The 25,708-nt window shown below is 66.3% G+C and carries 15 protein-coding genes; 8 read left to right on the top strand and 7 right to left on the bottom strand.

Features of this window, described 5'->3' with window-relative positions:
* Positions 1-11 precede the first annotated feature (11 nt).
* Positions 12-896 carry an HlyD family secretion protein gene (locus ACY65G_RS28690; protein WP_465000692.1) on the top strand — a complete coding sequence of 295 codons (885 nt, stop codon included), beginning with the start codon at positions 12-14 and terminating at the stop codon, positions 894-896.
* Positions 897-1,067: 171 nt separating this feature from the next.
* Here the strand turns inward: ACY65G_RS28690 and ACY65G_RS28685 are convergent, their stop codons facing one another.
* The gene (locus tag ACY65G_RS28685) at positions 1,068-2,198 is read right to left on the bottom strand and encodes a LacI family DNA-binding transcriptional regulator (RefSeq protein WP_465000691.1); all 1,131 of its coding nucleotides are present in this window, start codon (positions 2,196-2,198) and stop codon (positions 1,068-1,070) included.
* Between the two features lie 150 nt (positions 2,199-2,348).
* Entirely contained in the window at positions 2,349-4,481 is a 2,133-nt protein-coding gene (locus ACY65G_RS28680; protein WP_465000690.1) for an alpha-glucuronidase family glycosyl hydrolase, read from the bottom strand.
* 136 nt (positions 4,482-4,617) lie between these two features.
* Here ACY65G_RS28680 and ACY65G_RS28675 point away from each other — a divergent pair, with 136 nt between their 5' ends.
* Positions 4,618-5,736 (top strand): endo-1,4-beta-xylanase, encoded by a 1,119-nt coding sequence (locus tag ACY65G_RS28675; RefSeq protein WP_465000689.1) that lies wholly within the window; start codon positions 4,618-4,620, stop codon positions 5,734-5,736.
* A gap of 120 nt (positions 5,737-5,856) precedes the next feature.
* Here ACY65G_RS28675 and ACY65G_RS28670 read toward each other — a convergent pair whose 3' ends face one another.
* The gene (locus ACY65G_RS28670) at positions 5,857-9,468 is read right to left on the bottom strand and encodes a TonB-dependent receptor (RefSeq protein ID WP_465000688.1); all 3,612 of its coding nucleotides are present in this window, start codon (positions 9,466-9,468) and stop codon (positions 5,857-5,859) included.
* A gap of 363 nt (positions 9,469-9,831) precedes the next feature.
* Between ACY65G_RS28670 and ACY65G_RS28665 the strand changes: the two genes are divergently transcribed.
* Positions 9,832-10,392, top strand: a complete 561-nt coding sequence (locus ACY65G_RS28665) for a DUF2939 domain-containing protein (protein ID WP_465000687.1) — start codon at positions 9,832-9,834, stop codon at positions 10,390-10,392.
* A 68-nt stretch (positions 10,393-10,460) separates the two neighbouring features.
* Here ACY65G_RS28665 and ACY65G_RS28660 read toward each other — a convergent pair whose 3' ends face one another.
* From ACY65G_RS28660 to ACY65G_RS28645, 4 genes are all read right to left on the bottom strand, one after another.
* Positions 10,461-12,866: a cellulase family glycosylhydrolase gene (locus tag ACY65G_RS28660; protein WP_465000686.1), complete on the bottom strand. Its 2,406-nt coding sequence runs from the start codon at positions 12,864-12,866 to the stop codon at positions 10,461-10,463.
* A 435-nt stretch (positions 12,867-13,301) separates the two neighbouring features.
* A complete protein-coding gene (locus ACY65G_RS28655) occupies positions 13,302-16,172 on the bottom strand; it encodes a glycosyl hydrolase 115 family protein (RefSeq protein WP_465000685.1) in 2,871 nt (956 codons plus the stop codon).
* A complete protein-coding gene (locus ACY65G_RS28650; RefSeq protein ID WP_465000684.1) occupies positions 16,169-17,767 on the bottom strand; it encodes a glycoside hydrolase family 43 protein in 1,599 nt (532 codons plus the stop codon). The genes ACY65G_RS28655 and ACY65G_RS28650 overlap by 4 nt, the downstream gene beginning before the upstream one ends.
* On the bottom strand, positions 17,764-19,050 hold the full coding sequence (locus tag ACY65G_RS28645) for an SGNH/GDSL hydrolase family protein (RefSeq protein ID WP_465000683.1): 1,287 nt from the start codon (positions 19,048-19,050) through the stop codon (positions 17,764-17,766). Before ACY65G_RS28645 ends, ACY65G_RS28650 begins: the two co-directional genes overlap by 4 nt.
* Before the next feature lie 290 nt (positions 19,051-19,340).
* Between ACY65G_RS28645 and ACY65G_RS28640 the strand changes: the two genes are divergently transcribed.
* The 5 genes from ACY65G_RS28640 to ACY65G_RS28620 are packed head-to-tail and all read left to right on the top strand — an operon-like array spanning position 19,341 to position 25,455.
* Positions 19,341-20,765, top strand: a complete 1,425-nt coding sequence (locus ACY65G_RS28640; protein ID WP_465000682.1) for an enolase C-terminal domain-like protein — start codon at positions 19,341-19,343, stop codon at positions 20,763-20,765.
* A 43-nt stretch (positions 20,766-20,808) separates the two neighbouring features.
* Positions 20,809-22,017, top strand: a complete 1,209-nt coding sequence (locus tag ACY65G_RS28635; protein ID WP_465000681.1) for a fumarylacetoacetate hydrolase family protein — start codon at positions 20,809-20,811, stop codon at positions 22,015-22,017.
* Positions 22,017-22,811: an SDR family NAD(P)-dependent oxidoreductase gene (locus ACY65G_RS28630; RefSeq protein ID WP_465000680.1), complete on the top strand. Its 795-nt coding sequence runs from the start codon at positions 22,017-22,019 to the stop codon at positions 22,809-22,811. The genes ACY65G_RS28635 and ACY65G_RS28630 overlap by 1 nt, the downstream gene beginning before the upstream one ends.
* Positions 22,808-23,692 (top strand): SMP-30/gluconolactonase/LRE family protein, encoded by an 885-nt coding sequence (locus ACY65G_RS28625; RefSeq protein ID WP_465000679.1) that lies wholly within the window; start codon positions 22,808-22,810, stop codon positions 23,690-23,692. Before ACY65G_RS28630 ends, ACY65G_RS28625 begins: the two co-directional genes overlap by 4 nt.
* A complete protein-coding gene (locus tag ACY65G_RS28620; RefSeq protein WP_465000678.1) occupies positions 23,689-25,455 on the top strand; it encodes an IlvD/Edd family dehydratase in 1,767 nt (588 codons plus the stop codon). The genes ACY65G_RS28625 and ACY65G_RS28620 overlap by 4 nt, the downstream gene beginning before the upstream one ends.
* Positions 25,456-25,708 lie beyond the last annotated feature (253 nt).

The following is a 25,708-nucleotide window of genomic DNA, read 5'->3' as shown; positions in this document are numbered from 1 at the left end:
AAACTCCCACCGTGACCTTCGCCGTCAAGCTCTTTCGCCCCTTCGTCACCCTGTTGCTCGCCACCGCCGCACTGTATGCCGGCAAGGCGGGATGGGACCATTACATGGAATCGCCATGGACGCGCGATGCGCGCGTGCGTGCCGACGTGGTGACGATCGGCGCGGACGTGGCCGGCGTGGTGACCGAGGTGCGCGTGCGCGACAACCAGTTCGTGCGGAAGGGCGACGTGCTGTTCGTCGTCGACGCCGAACGCTATGCGAATGCGCTGGCCACGGCCGATGCCGCCCTGGCCGCGCAAGGCGTGGAACGCACGCGCCGCGGCAGCGAGGCGAAACGCCGCGCCGGCCTGGACGACGAAGTGATCCCGGCCGAGAGCCGTGAAGCCGCCACGTATGCGGCCGATACCGCCGGCGCCCAGTACCGCGGCGCGCTGGCCGCCCGCCGGCTGGCAAGGCTGAACCTGGAACGCACGGTGGTGCGCTCTCCCGTGTCCGGCTACGTGACGAACCTGCACGTGCACCCCGGCGACTTCGCCGCCGTCGGCGCGCCGAAGCTGGCGCTGATCGACAGCGCGTCGTACTACGTGATGGGTTATTTCGAGGAGACCCGGCTACCGCTGCTCAAGGCCGGCGCGCCCGTCGACGTGCAGCTGATGGATGGCGTGGCCCTGCGCGGCCACATCGAAAGCATCGCCCGCGGCATCACCGACCGCGACGCCGCCACGGGCCGCGAACTGCTGGCCGACGTGAACCCCACCTTCAACTGGGTCCGGCTGGCCCAGCGCATCCCCGTGCGCATCGCGCTCGACAGCATGCCGAAGGATATCGCGCTCGTGGCCGGCACCACGTGCACCGTCACCATCACCTCCGCGCCGCCGCGAAAAAAGGTGGCCTGAATGCCGTTCGGGTAGCGAACATTCGATGGTGCCAGTGGCGTTGGCGGCCCGGTGTCCGACACCGTTTTTTCGGTGTCGGACACCGGTGTTCCGTGCCGCTTCATGGGAGAACCGGTGTCCGACACTTTTCCGGATGACCCGCCCGAAAAAGTGTCGGACACCAGGCGCTTCCTAAGCCTCGGACGATTTGCCGGCCAGCTTCGGCCGGCGGCGCGGGGCGGCGTCGGATTGCCGCCGGATGAGGGAGAAGTCCATCACGATGTGCTCGGGCGCCTGGATGGCGCCGTCGCGCTGGGCGCGGATCTGCCGGACGAGGAACTGCACGGCCATTTCCGCCATCTGCGCGATGGGCTGGCGCACGGTCGTCAGCTCGGGCCAGATCGTGGTGGCCAGCGCGGTATCGTCGAAGCCGGCCACGGTCAGGTCGCCCGGCACGTCCAGGCCCAGGCGGTGGGCGATGGCCACGGTGGCCGCGGCCATGTCGTCGTTGCTGGCGAAGACCGCGGTCGGGCGGTGTTCGAGGCCCAGCAGGATCTCGGCCGCGTCGAGGCCGGAGCGGTACGTGAACATGCCCTGTACGACCAGCTCGGGCGACGCGTCGCCACCCTTGTCGGCGATCGCGGCCTTGTAGCCGTCGAGGCGGCGCGCGGACGCGGTCTGGTTCGGGTGGCCGATGACGAAGCCGATCCGGTGGTGGCCCAGCGCGATCAGGTGGCTCGTCATGTCATACGCGGCATGGTAGTCGTCGATGGACACGGCGCCCACGCGCGGGTCCGGCTGGCCGCAGGCGACGGTGGCCGCCGGCATGTCCGCCTGCGCCACGAGCTCGATCAGTTCCTGCGTATCGCACAGCGGCGGCGGCAGGATGATGCCGTCGACGCCGTTCTCGATCAGCCGGCGCGCGTGCGCTTCCCACGTCACCCCGTCCTCGCAGTTCTCGACCACGAGCTGCACGTTGTGGATGCTGGCCTGGTTCAGCAGGCCGACGAGGAATTCGCTCAGGTAGCCGGCCGACGGGTTCGAATACAGGAAGCCGATGCGGATCGCGCGCGCGCCGGCGAGGCGCCGCGCGGCCTGGTTCGGCACATAGTTCAGCGCGGCCACGGCCTCATCCACCTTGCGGCGCGTGGCCGGGCGCACGTTCGGGTCGCCGTTCATCACGCGCGACACGGTCATCGGCGACACGCCGGCAAGCTTGGCGACATCGGACATCGTCGGCACGCCGGGCTTGTCGCCCCGCCCCGCCGGCTGCGTGCTCTTTTCCCCGGGCGCGCCGTGCGCTTTCGCCTGTATTTTCGTCATCGGACTGTACTTATCGAATAGTTATTTTGCGGACTCTAACATACCGTGCCACGGCCATCTGCGTGGCTGTCGCGCATCTGTCACGCATTGTCCATTTTAGCATTGGCAAAGGGCCGATGTTAGCGCACACATCGGCCCTTTATCGCCTGGTCAGTGGTGCCCGGCCGCGTACGGGAACTTGATCGCCTTGTACTGTTCCAGCGTGCGCTCCGGCTTCTTCGCCCCCGGCGGCAGCGGCAATCCGGAGACGGACTGGAAGTACGCCACCGACGCGTCGCGCCACCAGCGCGCTTCCTTCACCTGCGTGTCCAGGCGCTGGGCCACCTCGTCGTGACGGCGCTCGTCCACCAGCGGTTTCAGCTTTTCCCAGCGGGCGCGCAGGCCTTCCGCCTCGGCCACGCCGCGGTCGTAGCGGGCCACGAGTTCGGTCCACAGCGTGCGGCCGGACGGCATCGCGTAATCCCACGGCAGGTGGTGGAACCACAGCAGCAGCTCTTCCGGCGTGGTGCGCGGATCGGCCCACCGTTTCGCCACGCCCGGCGCATACTGCGCCAGCGCATTGCTGCCGGTGGCGGTGCGGTCGAAGCCGATGCCCTGCTTGTCGGCCTTGTGGTAGTAGGTGGGGTTCCAGTCCGGGCGGCCGAGGTTGTCCACCCACGGGCCGGGGCCATGGTGGTGGCCCGTGTCCATCAGGTGGTGCAGTCCGAGCGGCGTCATGTAGTCGACGACGGCCTCGCGCGAGCGCATCATCATGTCGACGATCTGCGTGACGGCCTGCGGCTCGCGGGAAAACGTCTGCATCGCCCACTCGCGGGCAAAGGCGCGCGAGTCGCCCTGCGGATCCCAGGCGAAGCGGCCGTACGCATACCAGTTGGCCTGGTCGAAGTGCGAGCCGCTCCACGTGCGCGAGCTGCCGATGTTGGCCACGCCGGCCATCCCCGTCGGGCGCTTGCCGTGATCGGCATCCTCGAGCACCTGCGCGACGGTGAAGCCGTCCGGCCGCTGCATCGTGTCGGCCTTCAGCACTTCCTCGAACAGCGGGCCGAGGTAAGCCATGTGCATGGCGAAACCCAGGTATTCCTTGGTGATCTGGAATTCCATCATGAGCGGCGTACGCGGCATGGCGCCGAACAGCGGGTGGAACGGTTCGCGCGGCTGGAAGTCGATCGCGCCATTCTTCACCTGCACCATCACGTTCGGCGCGAACTTGCCGTCCAGCGGCTTGAACTCGTCGTAGGCCTGCTTGGCGCGGTCGTCCGGCTTCTCGGCCGCGTACACGAACGCGCGCCACATCACGATGCCCTTGTGCGGCGCCAGCGCGGCGGCCAGCATGTTGGCGCCGTCGGCATGGGTGCGGTGGTAATCCTGCGGGCCCGGCTGCCCTTCCGAATTGGCCTTGACGAGGAAGCCGCCGAAGTCGGGGATGACGCGGTAGATCTCGTCCGCCTTGGCGCGCCACCATGCCGCCACTTCGGGCGCCAGCGGGTCGGCCGTGGTCGTTTCCTTCAGTTCGAGCGGCGTCGACCAGCGCGCCGACAGGTAGACCTTGATGCCGTACGGTCGCAGCACGTCAGCCAGCGCGGCCACCTTGGCGAGCCACGGCGCCGTCAGGATCTCGGCCTTGGAGTTGACGTTGTTCAGCACCGTGCCGTTGATGCCCAGCGAAGCGTTGGCGCGCGCATAGTCCACGTACTGGCGCTCGCGGATATCGGGCAGCTCCCACCAGTTCCAGATCGACTGGCCCGAGTAGCCGCGCTCCACCGTGCGGTCGAGATTGTCCCAGTGGTTCAGCACGCGCAATTGCAGTTTCGGCGCCGAGCGCTCGTCCAGCGCGGCGAGCTGTTTGCCCGTGTTCAGCGCACGCAGGAGCCCGAAGGCGCCGTACAGCAGGCCGATGTCCTCGTTGGCGGCGATCACCGTCACGCGCTTGCCGTTCACGTTGGCACTCTTCAGCAGGTAGCCTTCGCGGCCCAGGTCCTCCAGGCCGCCGGCCTGGAACCCTTGCGGCAGCGCGCCCGCTTTCGCCAGCACGATGGCGCCATTGGCGACCGACGTGCCGACAGCGGGTATCTTACCCGTCATGCCTTGCAGGCCGCGGCGCAGTTCGTCGATGGCGGCCTTCACCGTGGGCGATGCCTTGCCAGCATAATTGATCGACTGCGCCAGCTGCTGTGCCGGACCAGCCTGCTGCAACGGACGGTACCGCAACCACAGCTGGTAACCATCTTCTTCCGCCGCCTGCGCGGGCGCCAGGACCACGACCAGCGACACGACTGCCGCCAAGGCTCCTTTAAGAACTCGCAAATTCGTCTCCGTTGTTTTTTGGTAGCGCAACCGTTTGCACCATTTCCGATGTTAGCGTAACCTTCCATCGCACGCCACAAATAAAACCCGGCCACCGAGCCGTACAGGAGACAAGATGAACACCACCCGCCGCGACATGCTGCGCCTGCTGGCCGGCACGGCCTGCGCCGCCACCCTGCCCCCGCTGTTCGCCGCCGCCCCGGAACCGCTGAAGGCGATCGCCGCCGCCAAGGGCCTGCGCTTCGGCAATGCGCTCGGCTACAAATACTTCAAGGATCCGGCGCACCGTGCGCTGATGGCGCGCGAATGCGGCGTCATCGTGGCCGAGAACGAAACTAAATGGCCGGCGCTGGAACCGAAGCGCGGCCAGCACAACTTCGGCCCGGCAGACGAAATGTTCGCGTGGGCGCGCAAGGAAGGCATGCAGATGCGCGGCCACACGCTCGTCTGGCAGCCGGCCAAGTGGCTGCCGGCATGGGTCAACGCCCACGACTTCGGCCAGGGCAGCACGGAGGCGGAACGGCTGCTGCGCGAGCACATCACCACTGTCTGCAAGCATTACGGTACCGGCATCTACAGCTGGGACGTGGTCAACGAAGCCGTGGACCCGGCCACCGGCGACATGCGCAAGAACGTGTTCACCGAGCGCATGGGCGCCATCGAGCAGATCGACTTCGCCTTCCGCGTGGCGCGCGAGCAGGCGCCCCATGCGCAGCTGGTCTACAACGACTACATGCGCGAGGATGCGGGCAGCGCGAAACACCGCGCCGGCGTACTGAAGATGCTGGCCGAACTGAAGAAGCGCGGCACGCCCGTGCAGGCGCTGGGCATCCAGAGCCACATCGGTTCGTGGGACGATGAAAAGCAAAAGACCGACCCCGTGCGCGACTGGCGCGCCTTCCTCGACGAAGTCACGGGCATGGGCTACGACCTCCTGATCACGGAGTTCGACGTCAACGACCGCATGCTGCCGGCCGACTTCCCGATGCGCGATGCCGGCGTGGCCGCGCTGGCCAGGGATTACCTCGACGTCACGCTGTCGTACCCGCAGCTGAAGGATTTCCTGCTGTGGGGTCTGTCCGACAACGTGAGCTGGCTGCAGACCTGGGACGAAGCGCCGCGCAAGGACAAGCTGCCGCAACGCCCCTGCCCGTATGACGCCCAGCTGCGTGCGAAACCGCTGCGCGACGCCATCGCCGCTTCGATGCGCGCCATGCCGCAGCGCGCCGCGTAAGCCGCCTTCCTTGCCGTACCTGGTTTCCAGGAATTTCTCCGGCCGGCGCCCGCCGGCCCTGCGTTATTGCCTCTAAACAGGGGTCCGTCCCCTGTTTGCAGGCAATACAGTGCGCCTGGTTCAGAGCCGCACGATCAGCCCCACCATGTAGCGCGCTCCCCCGTACACGTAGTCGTTGATCGACGGCACTCCGTCGGCGAATGGTGCGAAACCACCCTGCGAATTGGTGGTGGTGGACTTGCCGAGGTTGCGCGCTTCGGCGAAGATCTCGGCGCCGTTCTTGAACTTGTAGCCGATCTTGGCGTCGACGAAACGGCGTCCGTCGCGGAACACGGGCGAACCCGGGTTGTAGGGGATGCTGCCCACGGACGACACGCCGGTGGCCGGGAAGTTCGAGAATGCGTCGTCGGTGGCGATGCGCGAGAACGTGCTCGTCACCACCTGCAGCGCCACGCGCATCTGCAGTGCGCCGTCGTCGTACCACAGCGACGTGTTCCACGAATATTTTTCCTGGCCCACCGGATCGAGCGGCACGCCGGTCAGCAGGTCGCGGATCTGGCCTTCGAGGCTGGTGGTGCGCAGCTTCGTGTAATTGGCGCTGATGCCCGTATGGCGCAGCACCGACGGCAGGAACGTGAACGCCGTCTTGCCCGACAGCTCGATGCCTTTCTTCAGCAGCGCCGGGCCGTTTTCCCAGGTCGAGTACGAGAACGACACATCCTCCAGCGGCCGGCCCAGCGGATCGGTTTCGCCGGTGCCGGCGAACGGCCGGCTGACCACGCCAACGCGTTGCGCCGCGCCGATGACGCCTTTCGAGCGGAATCCCGACAGGCCGATCATCGTGTCGCGGTTCACGTACCACTCCACGGAAGCGTTCTGGTTCCAGTTCGTCTGCGGCCGCAGGCTGGGGTTGCCCATCACGCCAGAACAGGACATCGTGTTTTCGCCCTCGTCGCCGCCGCCCTCGAGCGCCGTGTAGTCGTTCGTGCACACCACCGACGATCCCGTGAGCCGGCTGGCCGGCGGCCGGGCGATCTGCTTGGCACGGTTGTAGCGCACCACCAGCTCGTCCTTGATGGGCCAGAAGCCCAGGTTCAGGATCGGCATGATGTCGGTGGTCTTGCGCGTGAGCGTGCTGTTGCGGCGGAACGAGGAAGTCAGTTCGCTGCCATCCGGCGCCAGCGTGATGGCGCGGAACGTCGTCGAGCTGGTGCCGCTCACTTCGCTCTTGACATAGCGGTAGCCGAAGTTCCCCTCCAGCTCCACGCCGAACGGCAGCGGGCGGTTCGTGAACGGCACGCTGTCGAAGCCGAAATCGGTCGATACATAACCTGCCGTCACCTTTTCGGACATCCGGTTCAGCGGCTGCGCATACACCTGGCCGTCGCTGCCCGTGCACTCCTTCAGGCAATTGCGCGGATCCATGTTCGGCACGCCGGTCAGCTGCCACATCTTCTTCAGATCGAGTTCGGTCCAGCCGCTGACCAGCGTGGCCGGGCGGTCCTTGGCACCGGCGAAGAACGGATTGGTCTGGCGCGTGAGCACCTGCGCGATCACGTTGTTGTAGTCGGCCGGTGTCATCACGATGCTGACGTCGCGGGCATCGCGCCCATTGGCGACGGCCGTGGCAGCGGGATTGACGCCGTAGTTGCAGGCGTTGGCCGTGCCGGCGGATGCCGGCGTGTCCTGGCAGCCGTAGAAGAAGCTGCGCACGGCCAGGTCGGGCACCGTCACCAGCGGGTCGTTGCTGACTTCGCCGCCACCGGCGCCCCAGCTGGTCGATTTCTGCCGGCGTGCGTTGACGCCGAATTTCACGTTCTGCAGGAACGGCACATAGTCGCCGACCGACGAATTGGTCACGTCGAGCTTGACCGTGTCTTCCGACATTTCATTGGCGCGCGGATTGTCCAGCGTCAGCGCGGTGCCATTGAGCCCCGCCGTACGCAGCGGCATGCCGTTGGCGCTCGACGCCAGCGTGCCGTAGTTCGCCGGATCGCCCTGGTTGAACGGGCTTTGCGGCGTATGGGTCCACAGGCCGTTCGGCGCCACGGCGACGTCCACTGCGCCATAGGTGGCACCCAGGCTGGAACGCCAGCCGTAACGGTAGAAATCCGACTTGGTGCGCCCGCCCAGGAACTCGGCGCGCCAGCCTGGCGAACGCCATGAGCCGCCGAAGATCGCCGTCTTCGTCCTGGTTTCCATCTCCGTCACGATCTGGTCGGTGCCGGACGAGCCGTTGGCCAGCGTGAAGCTGGTCACGTGGTGGTTGCCGTCCACCCGCACGGACGACGGGATGACGTTGGCCACCTGGCCATTGGTCAGCCCGCGGTAGGTCGAGCTGCTGCCGGCATTGGTGGGCGTATCGAAGAAGTAGTAGCCGGAACCTGCCACCGGCGTGCGAGTTGCCAGGCCGTTTACCTGGGCGCTGTCGGTGAAGCTGCCGGTGCCGTTGAAACCCAGGTTCCCCAGGGACAGGTTGAGGATGTTTTCCTCCAGCTTGCGGTCGCTGCTCTTGAAATTGCCGTAGACCGTCAGGTTCCTGTTCACCTTGAAGTCGCCGCGCAGGTCCAGGTTGAGCCGTTCATCCTGGTTGCGGCGGATCGTGTTGCGCAGCAGGTGCGGCGAGTAATCGTTCCACTGGCCCAGGCAGGTGCGCAGTTCGTTGATGCGCTGGTTGCGGGCACGGTTGCCGTCGCTGCCGGACAGGCCGGCTACGTCGCCGTTCTGCAGCAGCGGGAACGCGGCGTAGCACGCCTCCTTCGTCTGCGCGGCGCCCGAGCGGCTCAGGATTTCATGCGGCGACAGCGCGTTGATCCGCCCGCCGCCGGAAGCCGCCGAACGGTTCCAGCCGGCCAGCGGGGTGGACGATGCGGGATCGTCCGGCGCCAGCACGTCCGGATTGAACGAGAATGTCTTTTCCGGCGAGTTGTCGAAGTCGATCACGCGCTGGTAGCCGCCCGTGGCACCGCTGTTCTGCGATACGGAGTGTGCTTCGTTGCGCGCATCGGTCTTCGTCACGTTGGCCACGATGCCGAAGCGGCCGTCGAGGTAGTTGTCGGCGAAGATCAGGTTCAGGCTGGGCGTCCACTTGCGCGCCAGCGTGTTCTTTTCACCGGCGGCGCGGGCCACGATCGTGCGCTTCTTGAAGTCCAGCCCTGTGCGGGTCTTGATGATGATGCTGCCGCCCAGCGACCCTTCGGTCATGTCGGCGGTGGCGCCCTTCACCACGTCGACGCTGGAAATCAGCTCGGCCGGCATGTCCTGCAGCGTGACGCCGCGCCCCTCGCCGCCGCCGTTCATGTCGGTGCCGCCGCCGGACACGACGCCGATGCCGTCGATTTCCACGCGTGTCAGGTCGGCCGTGTTGCCGCGTACGCTGACCGTATTGCCCTCGCCGAAATCGTCGCGCTGCAGTGACACGCCGGCAATGCGCGAGATCGCCTCGGCCACGTTACGGTCGGGGAACGAGCCGACATCGTCGGCGATGATCGAATCCTGCGCGGTGCGGGCGTTTTTCTTGCGGTCGATGGAGCCGCGCTCGGATTCGCGCGTGCCGACCACCGTCACCGTGGCCACGGCGCTATTGCTATTGCTATTGCCGTTGCCCCCGGCTTCGGCGACCGGCGTTGCAGCCTGCTGGGCCAGCGCCGCCTGCGGCGTCATCAGGATCAGTGCGGCCGATACGGCGCAGCTGCACGCGGTGCGGCGCACCGGAATGCTCGAGAAATACATGGTCTGTCTCCCTGTTCTGTGGTCGTGCTCCGCCGGGCGGAGTGGGTGATGCCTGCTGCCGTGCGACTGCCGCGGTACCGGAGAAAATGCTGGCTTGCGAGCACCCGCAAGCCAGCCAAGGAGGAGAGAAGCAGTACCGTTTACCTTGCCAGGCTTAACGCCAGGCAACGTCAACCGCACTAATATATTAGTGTTCCAGGTTATCCACGACAACTGGCATGGGGCATACACTCACCAAGCTGATCGTGGTGTAAAGCGGGTGTGGACGGCTGCCGGGGCGTGGTTTGCCGCATGGGATGACAGGGAAAAGCTACATGTGCGGCAGCGGGTATAGTGACGCTCCGATCGAACAGGAGGTTTTCCATGTCCAGGCAACGTCTCGCCGCCATCATTGCCGCACTGCTGCTGGTGCTGCTGGCGGCATTCTGGTATTTCTCGCCATACCTTGCGCTGCACGCGATGCGCAATGCCGCGCAGGCGCACGATGCAGCGGCACTGGCAACGCATGTCGACTTCCCGAAAGTGCGCGAAAGCCTGAAGGTTCAGTTGCATGCGATAACGGAGCGCCGCGCGCAGGAAGCGGCCGGCGGGAGCGGTCTTGCCGCCGCCGGTGCCGCCTTCGGTGCGATGCTGGGCAACCTGGTCACCGACAAGCTGGTCGACGCGATGGTCACGCCCGAGCGGCTTGCCGATGCGATGCGCCAGGGTGAACTGCAGCTCGCGGGTGGACGCGAGGAACCTGCCGCAGTCGAAGCGGAAAACACGCCGGAAAAGCAGTGGGTGTTCGAGCGGCGCGGATTGAACGAGCTGGTGGCCATGGCCTTCGATCGCAACGGCAACCCGGGCCCCCGCTTCCTGCTCGCCCGCGAAGGGTTCGCGAGCTGGCGCCTGGTGGGTATCGAACTGCCGCCGGCACGTGATTGACAGGCAGTGCATCGCGCGTCGCAAAACGTCCAGGAACCTGTCCCGTCAGGGAGGTTCTTCGCTGCTTTCTATTGTGAATTCACCTTCAGCCAGTTCAGATTCCACTCCTTCCCGACGGACTTCAGGCGCAGCGTGTGGTCTCCCGCTGTCATGGCAAAGGGAATACTCGTCTGCGTTACCCAGGTTTGCCAGCCGCCGGTGTTGGGCACGGCCATGGCACCCACGGCTCTCACGCCATCCACCCATACCTCGAAGCCCGTGCTGCCATTGGCGGTCGCAAGCCGGTAGTCGATGGTGAAGTTGCCGGCAGTCGCAACGCTGATCTTGTATTCGACGAAGTCGTCGGCATCGAAGTGGCCGACATCCTCGCCGCCGCCGGTGTCGCTGCAGCTCTCCGTTTGGACACCGCTCATGGCTGTGAAGGCTTCCGCCTGCAGCGTCGCCGGCACCGGTACGTACTTGATGCTGGTGTTCGCCACATTGCTGTAGAAGCTCTCGTTGATACCCGCGACAGCCGTCACGACGTAGTAGTACGTGGTGCCGGGCTCGGTGGTGGTGTCCGTATAAGTGGGCTTTGCGACCTCGCCGGCCAGCTTGGTGTAGGTGCCAGCCACGCTGGTGCTTCGATACACGTTGTAGCTGGCACCCTTCGCACTCTTGCTGACGTCCCAGGCGAGCACATTGCCGCCCGCGCCTTCCGTCAGCGTCAAGCCGGCAGGCCGTGCCGGCAGCTTGAATACCTCGGGAGGGTTGGTGCTGGTCATCCACTTGACCAGGCCCGGGTGAGCTTCCAGGGGCTGCGTTGCGTAGCGCTTGAACAGCGTCTCGATCTCGGCCACCGTGGCGGTGGTGAAGTCCACTTTGCCTTGCATGTCGACAATGTCCTGGCCCTGCACGGGAGGCTTGTCGAGCAGGTACATCTCGGCCCAGGTATTCGCGCTGCCGTTGTCCTTGAAGACGCCGCTCACGGTGTACGTCTTGCCGCCTTGCAGGGTGATCGCTTGATAGACGCCACCATTGATCGCGCCGGTGACGCCAGGGGGGCGGGTGATGCGCAGCACAGCGCCCTTGCTGCCCGCCGGCGCTTTGCCGGCGGTCGTGTCATTGAAGTTCAGCGACAGACTGCCGTCGATGGCCAGGGTGGTCCAACCGGCATTCGAGCCGAAATCGCCATTCGCGATGACCTTCGAGCTGCCCGCGGTGTCGACGAAGCTGATCCTGTCGAAGCTCACATCCAGGGCACTGTCTGCCAGCGCGCCGCTCTTGATGACGAACCAGAAGGTCTTGGGGCCGGTACCAGCCACCTTGATGGTGGAGGCCTTCCTTGCGCATGCGTCCGCAAAACTGGCGTTCCAGCCCGCGCAGTCCCAGGTGCTGGCCTTGGCGACCAGGCCAATGCCCGTGTCAAGGCCGGGATCGACCGCATTGGTCACCATGCCCCAGGTGCCGTTGCCCGTGCCCCCTGCTGCGCTGACGACCTTGTATGACCACGAGGTGGATGCCCAACCGTAGCTGGCGTACGTGTCATACGTGGCCCGGCCGATCTGTCCACCCAGGTCCACGCCGGCACCTTGCCAGGGCTGGAACTCGCCCATGAGCAGGGGGATCTTCAGGTCGCTCACCTGCTTGTCGACCGCGCACACGCCCGTCATGCCGGTCTGTCCGCACAGCAGCCAGTCGCGGTGGACCATGTAGTGCGTGTCGTTCGGCCTGTCGCCATACAGGCCGGGATAGGGGTGCAGCTCGAAGGCCACGTTGGTGAAGCCCCTGGCGACCGGATCGCCGTAAGGGTCGATGCTGCCGTAATGGCTGGGCAGCATCACGATGTGCCGGGGATCGATGGCCCGGATGGTCCTGTACAGCTCCTCGACGCGCGTGGCCATGGCCTCGGCAGTCGAGCCCCAAGGCTCATTGAGCGGGTCGTAGGCGGCCACCACAGGTTCGTCCTTGTACCGGGTCGCGATCTGTTGCCACAGCCAGCGCGTACGTTCTTGCGCGGCCGCATCCGTCCAGTATCTGTTCAGCCCGGCGCATCCCGTATGATCGTTGGGCGTCTGTCCGCCAGCGGCGCCGTGCAGGTCGAGAATGACATACATGCCGCGCTTCCTGGCCTCGGCGATACTCCAGTCCAGGTATTTCCACGCGTCGACGCGCAACGTTTTCGGCTTCCTCTCGTCTTCGATGACGCTCCACAGGATGGGCAAGCGCACCACGTTGAAGCCGAAGGCCTTCAGCTGGTCCCAGTCGCGTTCGGTCATCCAGCTGTCGCGGAACAGCTTGATCAGGCGTTCCTTCTCCTCGTAGCCGAAGCGCTGGGTCAGCCTGGCCTCCAGCGTGCACTGGTCCGTCACGCCGTTGCCACCCTGGCCCATCATCCAGAACTCCTGCACCAGCCAGTTCCCGAGGTTGGTACCCTTCAGCAGGACCTGCTTGCCGTCGGCGTCCACCCACCGGGTGCCATCGGTCTTCAACATGGGCAGGCTCATGGATGGAGCAAGTGACCGTGCCGCGGCCGCCGAACGTGCCGGGGCCGGCGAAGATGCCGAGGTATCGCTGCCACCACAACCCGCCAATAACGCCGTCGCCATCAAACCACCCAGCAGAGCACCGCGCGCGGCGCTGCCGAAGGGTACGACCATGCTGCCACTCAAGTGCTTCGTTCGCATGCCAACCATGTCTTGTCTCCGTCGTTTAGGATTGGAATCGTTTCCATTCAAGTATGTTGGATGTCAAGTTCCATGTCAATCGGGGGACTGCATGATTTCTTTTCCCGCACTCGCGGCTACGGCGATGCGGGGCGACAGGAGACTCGCGACCGGCCCGGTGTTGACCGGGCCGGTGGCTGGCGCGAACGCCGTTACGCGGTGATCAGCGCGGATCGCCCGCTGATTCACTTGCTATTTCACCCGCTACTTCACCCGCGGGCTCTCCGGCGGTCCGAGATAACTGGCCTTCATCCCGCCCGCATCCACGACCACCTTCTGCAGCACCACGGCCGGATCGAGCGCCCAGATCTTCAGGACGTGCGCCCCCGGCTTGCCGACGGCATGCCGCGTGGTGAACACGGCGGCACCGTCGCCGACGATCTTCTCCCAGAACTTTTCGGAAGCATCGGCATGCAGGTTGACGACCTGCGGCGCCTCGTCGTCGAACGCCACCGCGAAGCGCAGGCCCTGCCCCGGCTGGAACTTCAGCGTGGGCGCCACGGTGACATGCACCTGCACATTGCCGCTGCTGAACAGGTGCATGTCGTATTCGAGCCGCATGCCGTCGCCCGGCGCCAGCGCCGGCGCATCGACCGGCAGCGTGGTCATGCCGGACAGCGTGCGGCCATGGCCGGGCACGTTCAGCCACGCGCGGCCCGGCGCGGCGACCGCGCGGGCATAGTGTTCCGCCTCGATCGATACCACGCCATGCGTCTCGACAAAGCCGCGGACAGCACCGGCGGCGGCGGGCTTGTGGATCGGCACCTCGATCTTCGCTTCGCCATTCGGACCGGTGACGAACAGCGTGGCGCTCGTCGTGCCGGCCGGCACCTGGTCCCAGCGGGCATCGACGGCGACGCGCTGCGCCTTGTCCACCATGCCGGACGGTTTATCCAGCACGATCCACGGCTCGCTGGCGCGCACCGCATACCGGAACGGCGTGCCGCCGCGGTTGAACAGTTCGACGACACGCGGCTGGCGCTCGAACGCATCGAGCGCCGGCAGCCTGAGACCCTGCGCATCCGGCCACACCTGCTCGCTGCCCTCGATGGCGATCCCCAGCTCGCCGGCCTTCGGCACCTGCACTTCGCTCACGGCCGGCATCACGTTGCGCGGCGGCTGCTGCCAGTACGTGTAGCCCAGGTGCGTCTGCGCCATCATGTGGTTCCACTTGCCGCCGTTGATCGCATGGTAGCGGCGCGTCAGCGCGGCATCGTCGGCGAACAGCGCGCGGGCCCGTGCGGCCATGTCGTTCGTGGCCGCCCTGCCCTGCTTCGCGTACAGCCGGTTCAGGCCCGCCGCCGCATACAGGTCGTTGACGACGGCGCCCGCCTTCACCGGGTGCAGCACCAGCTGGTAGAACGCATCGCGGCGTTCCTTCGGCAGGCTGGCGAAGATCTTCTCGGCGCGCGCTTCGAGCTCACGGTACTCGGCCACGATGCGCGCGGATTCGCCATAGTTCACGAAACTGTACGTGTCGGGTTCCAGCATTTCCGGGCGGCGACGGCCGTTGTACTGCGCATACTTCGCGACGATGTCCGCGATATCGGCCGCATGGCGCGGGCCGAACTCGCGCGCCGCCCACAGCCGCTGGTATTCCTGCAACCGGTCGGCCGGCCACGCGGCCGGGTTCCAGGCATACGCGAGGAAGAACTCCATCGGCACTTCCATCGGCTTCAGGTCGCCCACGTTGACGATCCACATGCGCGTGGCCTCGTACTTCCATGCCAGGTGCATCTGCTCCCACACCTTCGGCAGCGGCGTCACGTTGAGCCACTTGTAGTTGCGCGGGCCGCCCACGTAATCGAAGTGGTAATAGACACCGGCGCCACCGGCGCGCTTGCGTTCTTCCTTCGTGGGCAGCCGGCGGATATTGCCCCAGTTGTCGTCGCACCACAGCAGCAGCACATCGTCCGGCACGCGCATGCCCTGCTCGTAGTAATCCTGCACTTCCTTGTACAGCGCCCATGCCTGCGGCACCTTCGTGATGTCCGGGTCCAGTTCCTCGGCGATCATCTTCCTCTGGTCGCCGACGATCCGCTCCAGCAGCGCCACGTTGGCATCGCGCGACATCGGCTCGTCGCCATCGCCGCGCATGCCGAGCGTGACGAATTTCTCGTAGTCGCGCGTCTTCTTCAGGCCATCGCGCCAGAAGTCCTTCAGCACGCTTTCGTTGCGGCCGTAGTCCCATGGCCCCTTGCCGTAGCGCGACCACTCCTTGTGGGCACGCATCATCGGCTCGTGGTGCGACGTGCCCATCACGATGCCGTACTCGTCGGCCAGGCGGCCGTTTTCCGGATCGTCGTCGAAGAATGCCGCGTCCCACATCGCCGGCCACAGGTAGTTGCCGCGCAGGCGCAGGATCAGTTCGAACACGCCCTTGTAGAACTTGCTGTTGTAGCCGCCGTAGCGCTCCTTGGCCCAGCCGGTCAGCGCCGGCGCCTCGTCGTTCAGGAAGATGCCGCGATACTGCACCACCGGCGCGTCCTGCAACGCCGTGCCGGCCTGCGCATACAGCGCCTTGCGCTGCACGGGCGGCACGTCGGCCCACCAGTACCAGGGCGACACGCCGATCTGCTCGGACACTTCATAGATGCCGTAGATCGTGCCGCGCTTGTCGCTGCCGGCGATCACCAGCGCGCGCTGCACGCCGGGCATCGGATTGCGCACGGTGCGCACGATATAGCCTTCCCACTTGCCGCGGATCGGCGCCACGTCGAGCATGCCGGACTTCGCCAGGCCGTCGATCAAGGCGCTCTTGCCGACCGTGCCGACGATGACGACGTCGATACCGATCGGCGCTTTCGACTGCCCGATCTTGTGGAGAACCGGCTTCGCGCCGCCCACGCGGGCAATGTCCGCCTGCAGGTCGCCGGCCGCGCGCAGCACGCCCGCATGGTCGCCGGCGTCGACGAAGATCGGTGCCGCCCTTCCCCTGGCGAGCAATTCGACGGCGTCGAGCGAGTCGCGCTCGAACGCGATGAAGGGCTTGTTGCCCAGCGCGTGCGCGGCACTGGACAGCAGGAGCAGCGGGAGCAGCAGCGCCAGCACAAACAAACGACAGGTATTCATCATTCTCCCAGCGGTTCGTAGTCGAACCAGTCGACATCGGCCGGCGCACCGGTCGCCACCACGCCGGCAAACACGCCGGTGAAGCCGCCCGCCTCTTCCGACGACAGCGCGGCGGTCGGCGCGGAACCCAGTACCACCGCCTTGCCGCCCTGCGCGTAGCTGAACTGGTAACGGTCGGGCCATGCACGGATCTGCAACGCCACCGGCCCGGGACGCAGCGCCGCCGAGGCGACAACCTTCGTTTCGCCTTTTACGCGCGTGACGAATTCGATCCTGCGCGCGGCCTTGCCGCCGGCGATGCGCACCTGGTAATGGTTGGCTTCGTTCTGCCGCAGCGCCAGGCCCGCAAACTGGCCCGGGCCGTCCGGCGCGAAGTCGATGCGCGCGGCGATGCGCGCATCCAGGTGCTGCTGGCGGCGCGCCACGAACGCCGGCGTGGCGATGTCGTCGAGCGTCGCGGCATTGCCTTTCACACGCAGGAATCCCGGCCGCTCCGTCAGCGAGTACAGCCCGGTGGACGGACCGCGCACGAAGGTCCAGTGCAGGTCCAGCTTCGGCTGGTCGAAATCGGTTCGCACCGGCTCCTTCGGCCATGGCGCCGCGGGCGGCAACCCGGCCGCGCTCATTTCCAGGGCCAGCGGCTTTCCGCCGTTGACGACGGGCCAGCCACCCTGCCATGTCACCGGCGCCAGCAGCGTTTCGCGGCCCAGGTGGTGCTTGCGCTCGTTTGGTCCTTGCGGCCTCACGCCGAGCAGCACCATCCACCACTTGCCGTCCTCCGCCTGTACGAGATCGCCATGGCCGGTGGCCTGCAGCGGCAGCCCCGGATGCTGGCGATGCGACAGGATCGGGTTGCCCTTGTGCGCCTCGAACGGGCCGGATGGCGACTTCGCGCGCGCCACGGTGATCATATGGTCGTAGGACGTGCCACCTTCGGCGATCATCAGGTAATACCAGCCATCCACCTTGTACAGGTGCGGGCCTTCCGGCCACACGCCGCCGGTACCGTTCCAGATCCGCTTCGGCTCGTCGAGCAGCTTCCCGGTCTTCACGTCGATGCGGGCCTGCACGATGCCGCCCTTCTCACCGCCGTCGTGCCGCGTGTAGTACACGGTGCCGTCGTCGTCGAAGAACAGCGACGGGTCGATCCATGGCGCCTTTTCCTTCAGCCACACGGGCTCCGACCATTCGCCGGCCGGATCCTTCGTGTGGACGATGAAATTGCCGCCGGTTTCCACGTTCGTCGTGATCATGTAGAAGGTGCCGCCTTCGCAGCGCAGCGTGGGCGCGTAGATGCCCCGCGATGCCCGCTGGCCTTTCAGCGGCAATTGCGATTCGCGCGTGAGCGCATGGCCGATCAGCTTCCAGTTCACCAGGTCGCGGCTGTGGAAGATCGGCACGCCCGGGAAATATTCGAATGTGCTGTTGGCCAGGTAGTAATCCTTGCCCACGCGGCAGATGCTGGGATCGGGGTGGAAACCCTTGATGACGGGATTGCGGTAGGTGCTGGCCGGCGATGCGGCGTCTGCCGCCATGGCAGGCATCGCCGCCATCAGCACCGTTGCAAGCAGCGTCGCTGGAAGCAGGGCGGCCCTCATTTCGCACCGCCGCAGCGCGCCTGCAATGCCTTCAGCGGCACGGCGTCGGCCATCGCACGCAGCCCGGCGATCGACGGATGCAGGCCATCGTTGTCGTATTCCTTGCGCAGCCGGTCCGGTGCCTGCGGGTCGCGCAGCGCAGCGTCGAAGTCGGCCACCGCGTCGAACACGCCGGACTTGCGGATCCAGTCGTTCAATTGCTGGCGGTCCGCCTCGTTGGTGGCGGCCGGCCGATAATAGTCGCTGCCGGCGTATGGCGTGACTGTACCGCCGATCACACAGATGCCGTGCGCATGGGCGCGTTCGACCAGCTGGCGGTGCGCCTGCTGCAGGTCCTCGATGAGTTTTGCCCGCGCGGCCGGGATGTCTTCGCCGTTGCGGTGCTGCCCGCCCAGGTCGTTCACGCCGATCATCACCACCGCATGCGTCACGCCGGCGCGGGCAATCACGTCGCGGTCGAAGCGCGATGCCAGGTTCGGGCCGAGGCCATCGCGCAGCATCCTGCCGCCGCCGATGCCCACATTGACCACGCCCATCGCCTTGCCGCCCTGCGCGATGCGGCCGGCCAGCACGTCCGGCCAGCGGTCGTTGCCATCCGTCGTGGTGCCGTAGCCGTCGGTGATCGAGTCGCCGACTGCCACCACGGCGCCGACGCCGCGCGGCGCCTGCACTTCCACGTCGGCCAGCATGTACCAGCGCGGGATCTTCTCGGCACCGGTCCATGCCGCGTCCAGCGTGCGCTGGCCCTTCGCCACGAAGCTGGTCGCCCGCGAGCCCGGATGGCCCGTCTGCTTCGACGGTGCGCCGTTGAAATACAGCGACACGGCGATGTCGGCGCCGGCCTTGTGCGGCAAGGCCACCACGTCGCTGTAGTACTCGGCGCCGGCCGGGATCATCACGGACGCGCGGCCGCCGAACGTCAGCGGTTTTGCCGATTGCGGATCGATATCCGGATTGCCGGGCGCCTTCGCCAGGCCGATCCCGGCCGCCTCCACCGTCAGCGGCGTGGTGCCGAACACGTTGCTGATGCGGACCCGCAGCTTCTCGCCGCCCAGCGCCACGTGCACGACCTGGCGCAGCGTCGCGTCGCGCCAGTGCTCCTGCGGCAGTTCGTTCTGGGGTTCGGGTGCCATCTGGGCGGCGCCCCACGAGGCGACCCAGTGCCAGTTTTTCGGTGTTTCGGCGGCAGTGGCGGACGCAGCCGCCATCATCGTGGCCGCCATCATCGTGGCCGCCAGGGCAGCCATGCCGCGGGCGTGCAGCCCGGTGTGCAGTTGTCGCATGTTGTCTCCGTTTTTATCGTGCGTCGAATTGCATTCAACGTGGTTTGCGTGCGTTTTTATGCTTGCTGCGTAAGGCGGTGTTGTAGCGCTACCGCCGCCGTTCTTTTTGCCGATCTCTACAGTGCCGATGTACTGACTTGCCGGGTTCATTCGCGCAACCCGCCGGCGGCGCCGCCCCCGGGCGTCAGGCCTTCCACCTTCCTCCTGCGGCGCCAGCGACAGTTGTTGACTTGGTTCGTCAAATCCATCACACTGGCTAATGTTAGCGCTATTCATTTTAGGTTAAGCCGATGGTACAGGCAACATATAATAACGAGACGAATCCAGGCTACAGCACACCCGTGATCACCGCGATGCGGGTGATCCCCGTGGCCGGCCACGACAGCATGTTGTTCAACCTGTGCGGCGCGCACGGTCCGTACTTCCTGCGCACGCTCGTGCTGCTGACCGATAGCGCGGGCAATACCGGCATGGGCGAAGTACCGGGCGGCGCCGGCATCACGAAGGCGCTGGAAAACGCGATCCCCCGCGTCGTCGGCACGCAGATCGGCCGCTTCAACCGCACGCTGAACGCGGTGCGCGAAGGCATCGCCGGAAAAGCCAGCGGCCCGCAGACGCTGCAGCACCAGGTCACGTCGGCCGCCGAGGCCGCCGTGCTGAAGCAACCCCATGAAATCAACCTGCGCCTCGAGAACGTCGTCACGGCGATCGAGGCCGCGCTGCTCGACCTGCTGGGCCAGCACCTGGGCGTGCCCGTCTGCGAACTGCTCGGCAGCGGCCAGCAGCGCGACAAGGTGCCGATGCTGGCCTACCTGTTCTATATCGGCGACCGCACCCGCACCGACCTGCCGTATCTGGCAAGCTCGCTCGAAGGCCCGGCCGGAAAAGACGACTGGTACTCGCTGCGCCACCGGGAAGCCATCACGCCGCAGGCCATCGTCGAACAGGCCGAAGCCACGGTGGCCCGCTACGGTTTCCGCGACTTCAAGCTCAAGGGCGGCGTGATGCGCGGCGAGGAAGAGATCGCCGCCGTCACCGCCATCAAGAAGCGCTTCCCCGACGCGCGCGTGACGCTCGATCCGAACGGTGCGTGGTCGCTCGACGAGGCGATCCGCCTGTGCCGCAACCAGAGCCACGTGCTGGCCTATGCCGAGGATCCGTGCGGCCCCGAGAACGGTTACTCGGGCCGCGAGACCATGGCCGAATTCAAGCGCGCCACCGGACTGCCCACCGCCACGAACATGATCGCCACCGACTGGCGGCAGATGGCGCACTCGCACCTGCTGGGCGCCGTCGACATCCCGCTGGCCGATCCGCACTTCTGGACCATGCAGGGTTCCGTGCGGCTCGCCCAGCTGTGCCAGGAATGGGGCATGACATGGGGCTCCCATTCCAACAACCACTTCGACGTGTCGCTGGCGATGTTCACGCACGCGGCCGCCGCCGCGCCGGGCCGCATCACGGCGATCGACACGCACTGGATCTGGCAGGAAGGGCAAGAGCGCCTGACCCGCGAACCGCTGCGGATCGTCGGCGGCGAAGTGGCCGTGCCCGATCGCCCCGGCCTGGGCATCGAACCGGATCTGGACCGCATCGCCGCCGCGCATGCGCTGTACCTGAAAGTGGGTACCGGCGCGCGCGACGATGCGATGGCCATGCAGTATTTGATTCCCGGATGGACCTATTCGCCGAAGTTGCCCAGCCTTGGGCGCTGAATCGACCCGGATCCATCCATAACCAGAACAAGAGGAGACTCATATGAAGGAAGCGCCAGCCTTGTCTTTGTTGCCTGCCGACCTGTCGCAGGCTTTGCTCGTGGGCCGCGTGTGGCGGAGCGGTGACGTCGACGGCCCCGCCGTCGTGGCCGTCCGCAACGGCGAAGTGTTCGACATCACGCACCACGTGTCGACCGTCTCCGAACTGCTGGAACGCGACGACCTCGTGGCCATCGTGCGCTCGGCGCCGGGCGAATCGCTCGGCCGCGCGGAAACGCTGATCGAGAACGCCCTGTCGCCCAACCCGGCGGCCGACATTCCCAGCCTGCTGGCACCGAACGACCTGCAGGCCATCAAGGCCTGCGGCGTCACGTTCGCCGTCAGCCTGCTGGAGCGCGTGATCGAGGAACAGGCCAATGGCGACCCCGCCCGCGCCGAACAGCTGCGCGGCGAACTGCTGGCATCGATCGGTGCCGACCTTTCCAGCATCAAGCCCGGCTCGCCCCAGGCCGAACAGCTGAAGAAGGAATTCATCAGCCGCGGCGCCTGGTCGCAATACATGGAAGTGGGCATCGGCCCCTACGCCGAGGTGTTCTCGAAGTCGCAGCCGATGTCGGCGGTGGGCTTCGGCGCCGACGTGGGCCTGCACCCGGAATCGAAGTGGAACAACCCGGAACCGGAAATCGTGCTGGCCGTGACGAGCCAGGGCAAGCCGGTCGGCGCCACGCTGGGCAACGACGTGAACCTGCGCGACATCGAAGGCCGCAGCGCCCTGCTCCTCGGCAAGGCCAAGGACAACAACGGCTCCACCGCGATCGGCCCGTTCATCCGCCTGTTCGACGACAAGTACTCGCTCGACACGGTGCGCAATGCCGAAGTGCGCCTGACCATCGAAGGCGTGGACGACGACTTCGTGCTCGACGGCGTGAGCCTGATGAAGCAGATCAGCCGCGATCCGCTCGACCTGATCGGCCAGACCTGCGGCGCGCACCACCAGTACCCGGACGGCTTCATGCTGTTCCTCGGTACCATGTTCTCCCCCATCAAGGACCGCGACGCCAAGGGCGGCGGGTTCACGCACCACAAGGGCGACCGCGTCACCATCGCGAGCCCGGCGCTGGGGGCCCTGGTCAACCACGTCCACCGCAGCGATGAAATCGCGCCATGGACATTCGGCGTTCGCGCCCTGTACAACAACCTGGCACGCCGCGGCTTGCTGGCGAATGCAACTGCAGCAACTGGAGAAAAATGATGGCTGGCGAAAGAGTGCAACCGTTTGAATATGCCACCTATCCGGACCTGAAGAACAAGCGTGTCGTCGTCACCGGCGGCGGCACGGGCATCGGCGCGGGCATCGTGGATGCCTACGTCCAGCAAGGCGCGCAAGTCGTGTTCCTCGACATCGACGACGAGCCGTCGCGGCAGCTGGCCGCCAGCTACCCGCAGGCGGCGCACCAGCCGCGCTTCATCCACTGCGACATGACGAACCTCGAGGAACTCAAGAAAACGTTTGCCGAGATCGAGCAGGACGGCGCGGTCGATATCCTGATCAACAACGCGGCCAACGACCACCGCCATGCCGTGGCCGACGTGACGCCGCAGTACTGGGACGACAGCATCGCCGTCAACCTGCGCCACCAGTTCTTCTGCGCGCAGGCCGTGGCACCGGGCATGAAGGCGAAAGGCGGCGGCGTGATCCTGAACTTCGGTTCGATCTCGTGGTACCTGGCGCTGCCGAGCCTCACGCTGTACATGACCGCCAAGGCGGCCATCGAAGGCCTGACGCGCGGCCTGGCCCGCGACCTGGGCGGCGACGGCATCCGCGTCAACACGGTGATCCCGGGCTCGGTGAAGACGCCGAAGCAGATGGCGCTGTGGTACACGCCGGAAGGCGAAGCGCAGATCATGGCATCGCAACTGCTGAAGGAACGCATCGAGCCGGTGGACGTGGCCGCGCTGACGCTGTTCCTGTCGTCGAACCAGGCTTCCCGCTGCACGGGCCGCGATTACTTCGTGGACGCCGGCTGGTACGGAGACGGCAAATGAGTTCGGTGGCAAATGCGGCGCCGGAGTGCATCTGGCCGCTGGCCGCCACCCTGGGCGAAGGCCCGGTCTGGCATCCGGCCGAGCAGATGCTGTACTTCGTCGACATCAAGCAGCACAAGCTGCACCGCTGCGATGCGCAAGGCGCAAACCGCCAGACGTGGGACATGCCCGGTGAAACGGGCTTCGCCCTGCCCGCAACAGCGGGCGGCTTCGTCTGCGGCCTGGCGGGCAAGCTGGTGCACTTCGATCCGGCGACCGGTGCCTTCACGCCGGTCACGCAATTCGAAGCGGACCGCCCCGGCAACCGCCTGAACGACGGCCACGTGGCGCACGATGGCGCCGTGTGGTTCGGTTCGATGGACAATGCCGAAACGTCGGCCAGCGGCGCGCTGTACCGCTTTGACGGCAGCGCCCTCACGCAGCACGACGACGGCATCGTCATCACCAACGGCCCGGCATTCAGCCCGGACCGCGAGACCTTCTACCATACCGACACGTTCGGCAAGACCGTGTACGCGTTCGACGTGACCGGCGACGGCACGCTCGCCAACAAGCGCGTGTTCGCCACGATCGACGCGCCCGGCTGGCCGGACGGTTCCGCCGTCGACAGCGCCGGCAACGTGTGGGTCGCCGTGTTCCGCGGCGCCCGCGTGCTGTGCTACTCGCCGGCCGGCGAACTGCTCCAGACCATCGCCTTCCCGGTGCCGAACATCACGAAGATCGCCTTCGGCGGCCCGGACCTGAAGACCGCCTTTGCCACGACCGCCACGAAAGGCCTCACCGACGAGGAACGTGCCGCCGCCCCGCTCGCGGGCGGTGTGTTCGCCTTCCCCGTCGACGTGCCGGGCCTGCCGCAGCATATGATTGGATTTATCAAATGACCCGCCGCTACCGTTCCCAGGACTGGTTCGACAACCCGGACCACATCGACATGACCGCGCTGTACCTCGAGCGCTTCATGAACTACGGGATCACTCCCGACGAGCTGCGCAGCGGCAAGCCGATCATCGGCATCGCCCAGTCGGGCAGCGACATCAGCCCGTGCAACCGCATCCACCTGGACCTGGCCAAGCGCGTGCGCGACGGCATCCGCGATGCGGGCGGCATTCCGATGGAATTCCCGCTGCACCCGATCTTCGAGAACTGCCGCCGCCCCACCGCCGCGATCGACCGCAACCTGGCCTACATGGGCCTCGTGGAGATCCTGCACGGCTACCCGATCGACGCCGTGGTGCTGACGACCGGCTGCGACAAGACCACGCCGTCGCAGCTGATGGCCGCCGCCACGCTGGACCTGCCGGCGATCGTGCTGTCCGGCGGCCCGATGCTCGACGGCTGGCTCGATGGTGAGCTGGTCGGTTCCGGCGCCGCGATCTGGAAAGGCCGCCGCCGCCTGGCCGCCGGCGAGATCGACAACGAGAAATTCCTCGAGATCGCCGCCGCCTCCGCGCCATCGGCCGGCCACTGCAACACGATGGGCACCGCGTCGACGATGAATGCGATCGCCGAGGCGCTGGGCATGTCGCTGACCGGCTGCTCCGCCATTCCCGCGCCGTACCGCGAACGGGGCCAGATGGCCTACGAGACCGGCCGCCGCATCGTGGCGCTGGCCGAGCAGGACGTGCGCCCGTCGTCGATCCTGACGCGCGACGCGTTCCTCGATGCGATCGTCACCAACGCGGCGATCGGCGGTTCCACCAACGCGCAGCAGCACATCATGGCGATGGCCCGCCACGCCGGCGTGGAAATCCACACGGAAGACTGGATGAAGTACGGCCACGACGTGCCGCTGCTGCTGAACATGCAGCCTTCGGGCAAATACCTGGGCGAGCGCTTCCACCGCGCCGGCGGCGTGCCGGCCGTGATGTGGGAACTGGAGCAGAACGGCCTGCTGCGTTCCGACCGCGCCACCGTGACCGGCAAGACGATGAAGGAAAACCTCGCCGGCAAGGAAACGAACGACCGTGAGATGATCTGGCCGTTCGCCGCGCCGCTGAAGGAAAAAGCGGGCTTCTTCGTCCTGTCCGGCAACCTGTTCGACTTCGCGATCATGAAGACGTCCGTGATCTCCGACGAGTTCCGCGCGCGCTACCTGAGCCGCCCGGGCAGCGAAGGCGTGTTCGAAGCCCGCGCCATCGTGTTCGACGGTTCGGACGACTACCACAAGCGCATCAACGATCCGGCGCTGAACATCGACGAGGACTGCATCCTGGTCATCCGCGGCGCCGGCCCGATCGGCTGGCCCGGCTCGGCCGAAGTCGTCAACATGCAACCGCCCGATGCCCTGATCAAGCGCGGCGTGAAGAACCTGCCCACGCTGGGCGACGGCCGCCAGTCCGGCACGTCCGACAGCCCGTCGATCCTGAACGCATCGCCGGAATCGGCGGTGGGCGGCGGCCTGGCGTGGATCCGCACCGGCGACACCGTGCGCGTCGACCTGAACAACGGCACCGCCAACATGCTCGTCGACGAAGCCGAGATCGAACGGCGCAAGGGCGACGGCATCCCGGCCTTCCCGGCCAGCCAGACGCCGTGGCAGCAGATCTACCGCTCCACCGTGGGGCAGATGCAATCAGGCGCCTGCATGGAACTGGCGCTGGAGTACCGCAATTTGCGGGATGTGGTGCCAAGGCATAACCACTGACGTGTGATCCGCTGGTGTCTGACACTTTTTCCGGGCGCTTCTTCCGGAAAAAGTGTCAGACACCGGTTTTCTTCAGCCACCGCCGACTACGGCCGGGAAAACCGGTGTCTGACACTTTTTCGCGAGCGAAAAAATGTCAGACACCATTGAATCGGCGCCTTTGCGCCAGTTGCAAACGAATTCGAACACGATGAATTAAACAAGCCCCATTCACGATCCAAGATAACAACAACAGGCCACAGGCCACCCATCT

Source organism: Pseudoduganella sp. jia 12 (assembly GCF_055502675.1).
Note: the sequence above shows the minus strand (reverse complement) of the source record. Positions and strands in the feature narration are given on the sequence as shown.

Coding starts and splice junctions, on each gene's coding strand:
- ACY65G_RS28685 (WP_465000691.1), bottom strand. CDS start 2,198: ATGACGAAAATACAGGCGAAAGCGCACGGCGCGCCCGGGGAAAAGAGC.
- ACY65G_RS28675 (WP_465000689.1), top strand. CDS start 4,618: ATGAACACCACCCGCCGCGACATGCTGCGCCTGCTGGCCGGCACGGCC.
- ACY65G_RS28670 (WP_465000688.1), bottom strand. CDS start 9,468: ATGTATTTCTCGAGCATTCCGGTGCGCCGCACCGCGTGCAGCTGCGCC.
- ACY65G_RS28665 (WP_465000687.1), top strand. CDS start 9,832: ATGTCCAGGCAACGTCTCGCCGCCATCATTGCCGCACTGCTGCTGGTG.
- ACY65G_RS28660 (WP_465000686.1), bottom strand. CDS start 12,866: ATGTTGAAGACCGATGGCACCCGGTGGGTGGACGCCGACGGCAAGCAG.
- ACY65G_RS28655 (WP_465000685.1), bottom strand. CDS start 16,172: ATGATGAATACCTGTCGTTTGTTTGTGCTGGCGCTGCTGCTCCCGCTG.
- ACY65G_RS28650 (WP_465000684.1), bottom strand. CDS start 17,767: ATGAGGGCCGCCCTGCTTCCAGCGACGCTGCTTGCAACGGTGCTGATG.
- ACY65G_RS28645 (WP_465000683.1), bottom strand. CDS start 19,050: ATGCGACAACTGCACACCGGGCTGCACGCCCGCGGCATGGCTGCCCTG.
- ACY65G_RS28640 (WP_465000682.1), top strand. CDS start 19,341: ATGGTACAGGCAACATATAATAACGAGACGAATCCAGGCTACAGCACA.
- ACY65G_RS28635 (WP_465000681.1), top strand. CDS start 20,809: ATGAAGGAAGCGCCAGCCTTGTCTTTGTTGCCTGCCGACCTGTCGCAG.
- ACY65G_RS28630 (WP_465000680.1), top strand. CDS start 22,017: ATGGCTGGCGAAAGAGTGCAACCGTTTGAATATGCCACCTATCCGGAC.
- ACY65G_RS28625 (WP_465000679.1), top strand. CDS start 22,808: ATGAGTTCGGTGGCAAATGCGGCGCCGGAGTGCATCTGGCCGCTGGCC.
- ACY65G_RS28620 (WP_465000678.1), top strand. CDS start 23,689: ATGACCCGCCGCTACCGTTCCCAGGACTGGTTCGACAACCCGGACCAC.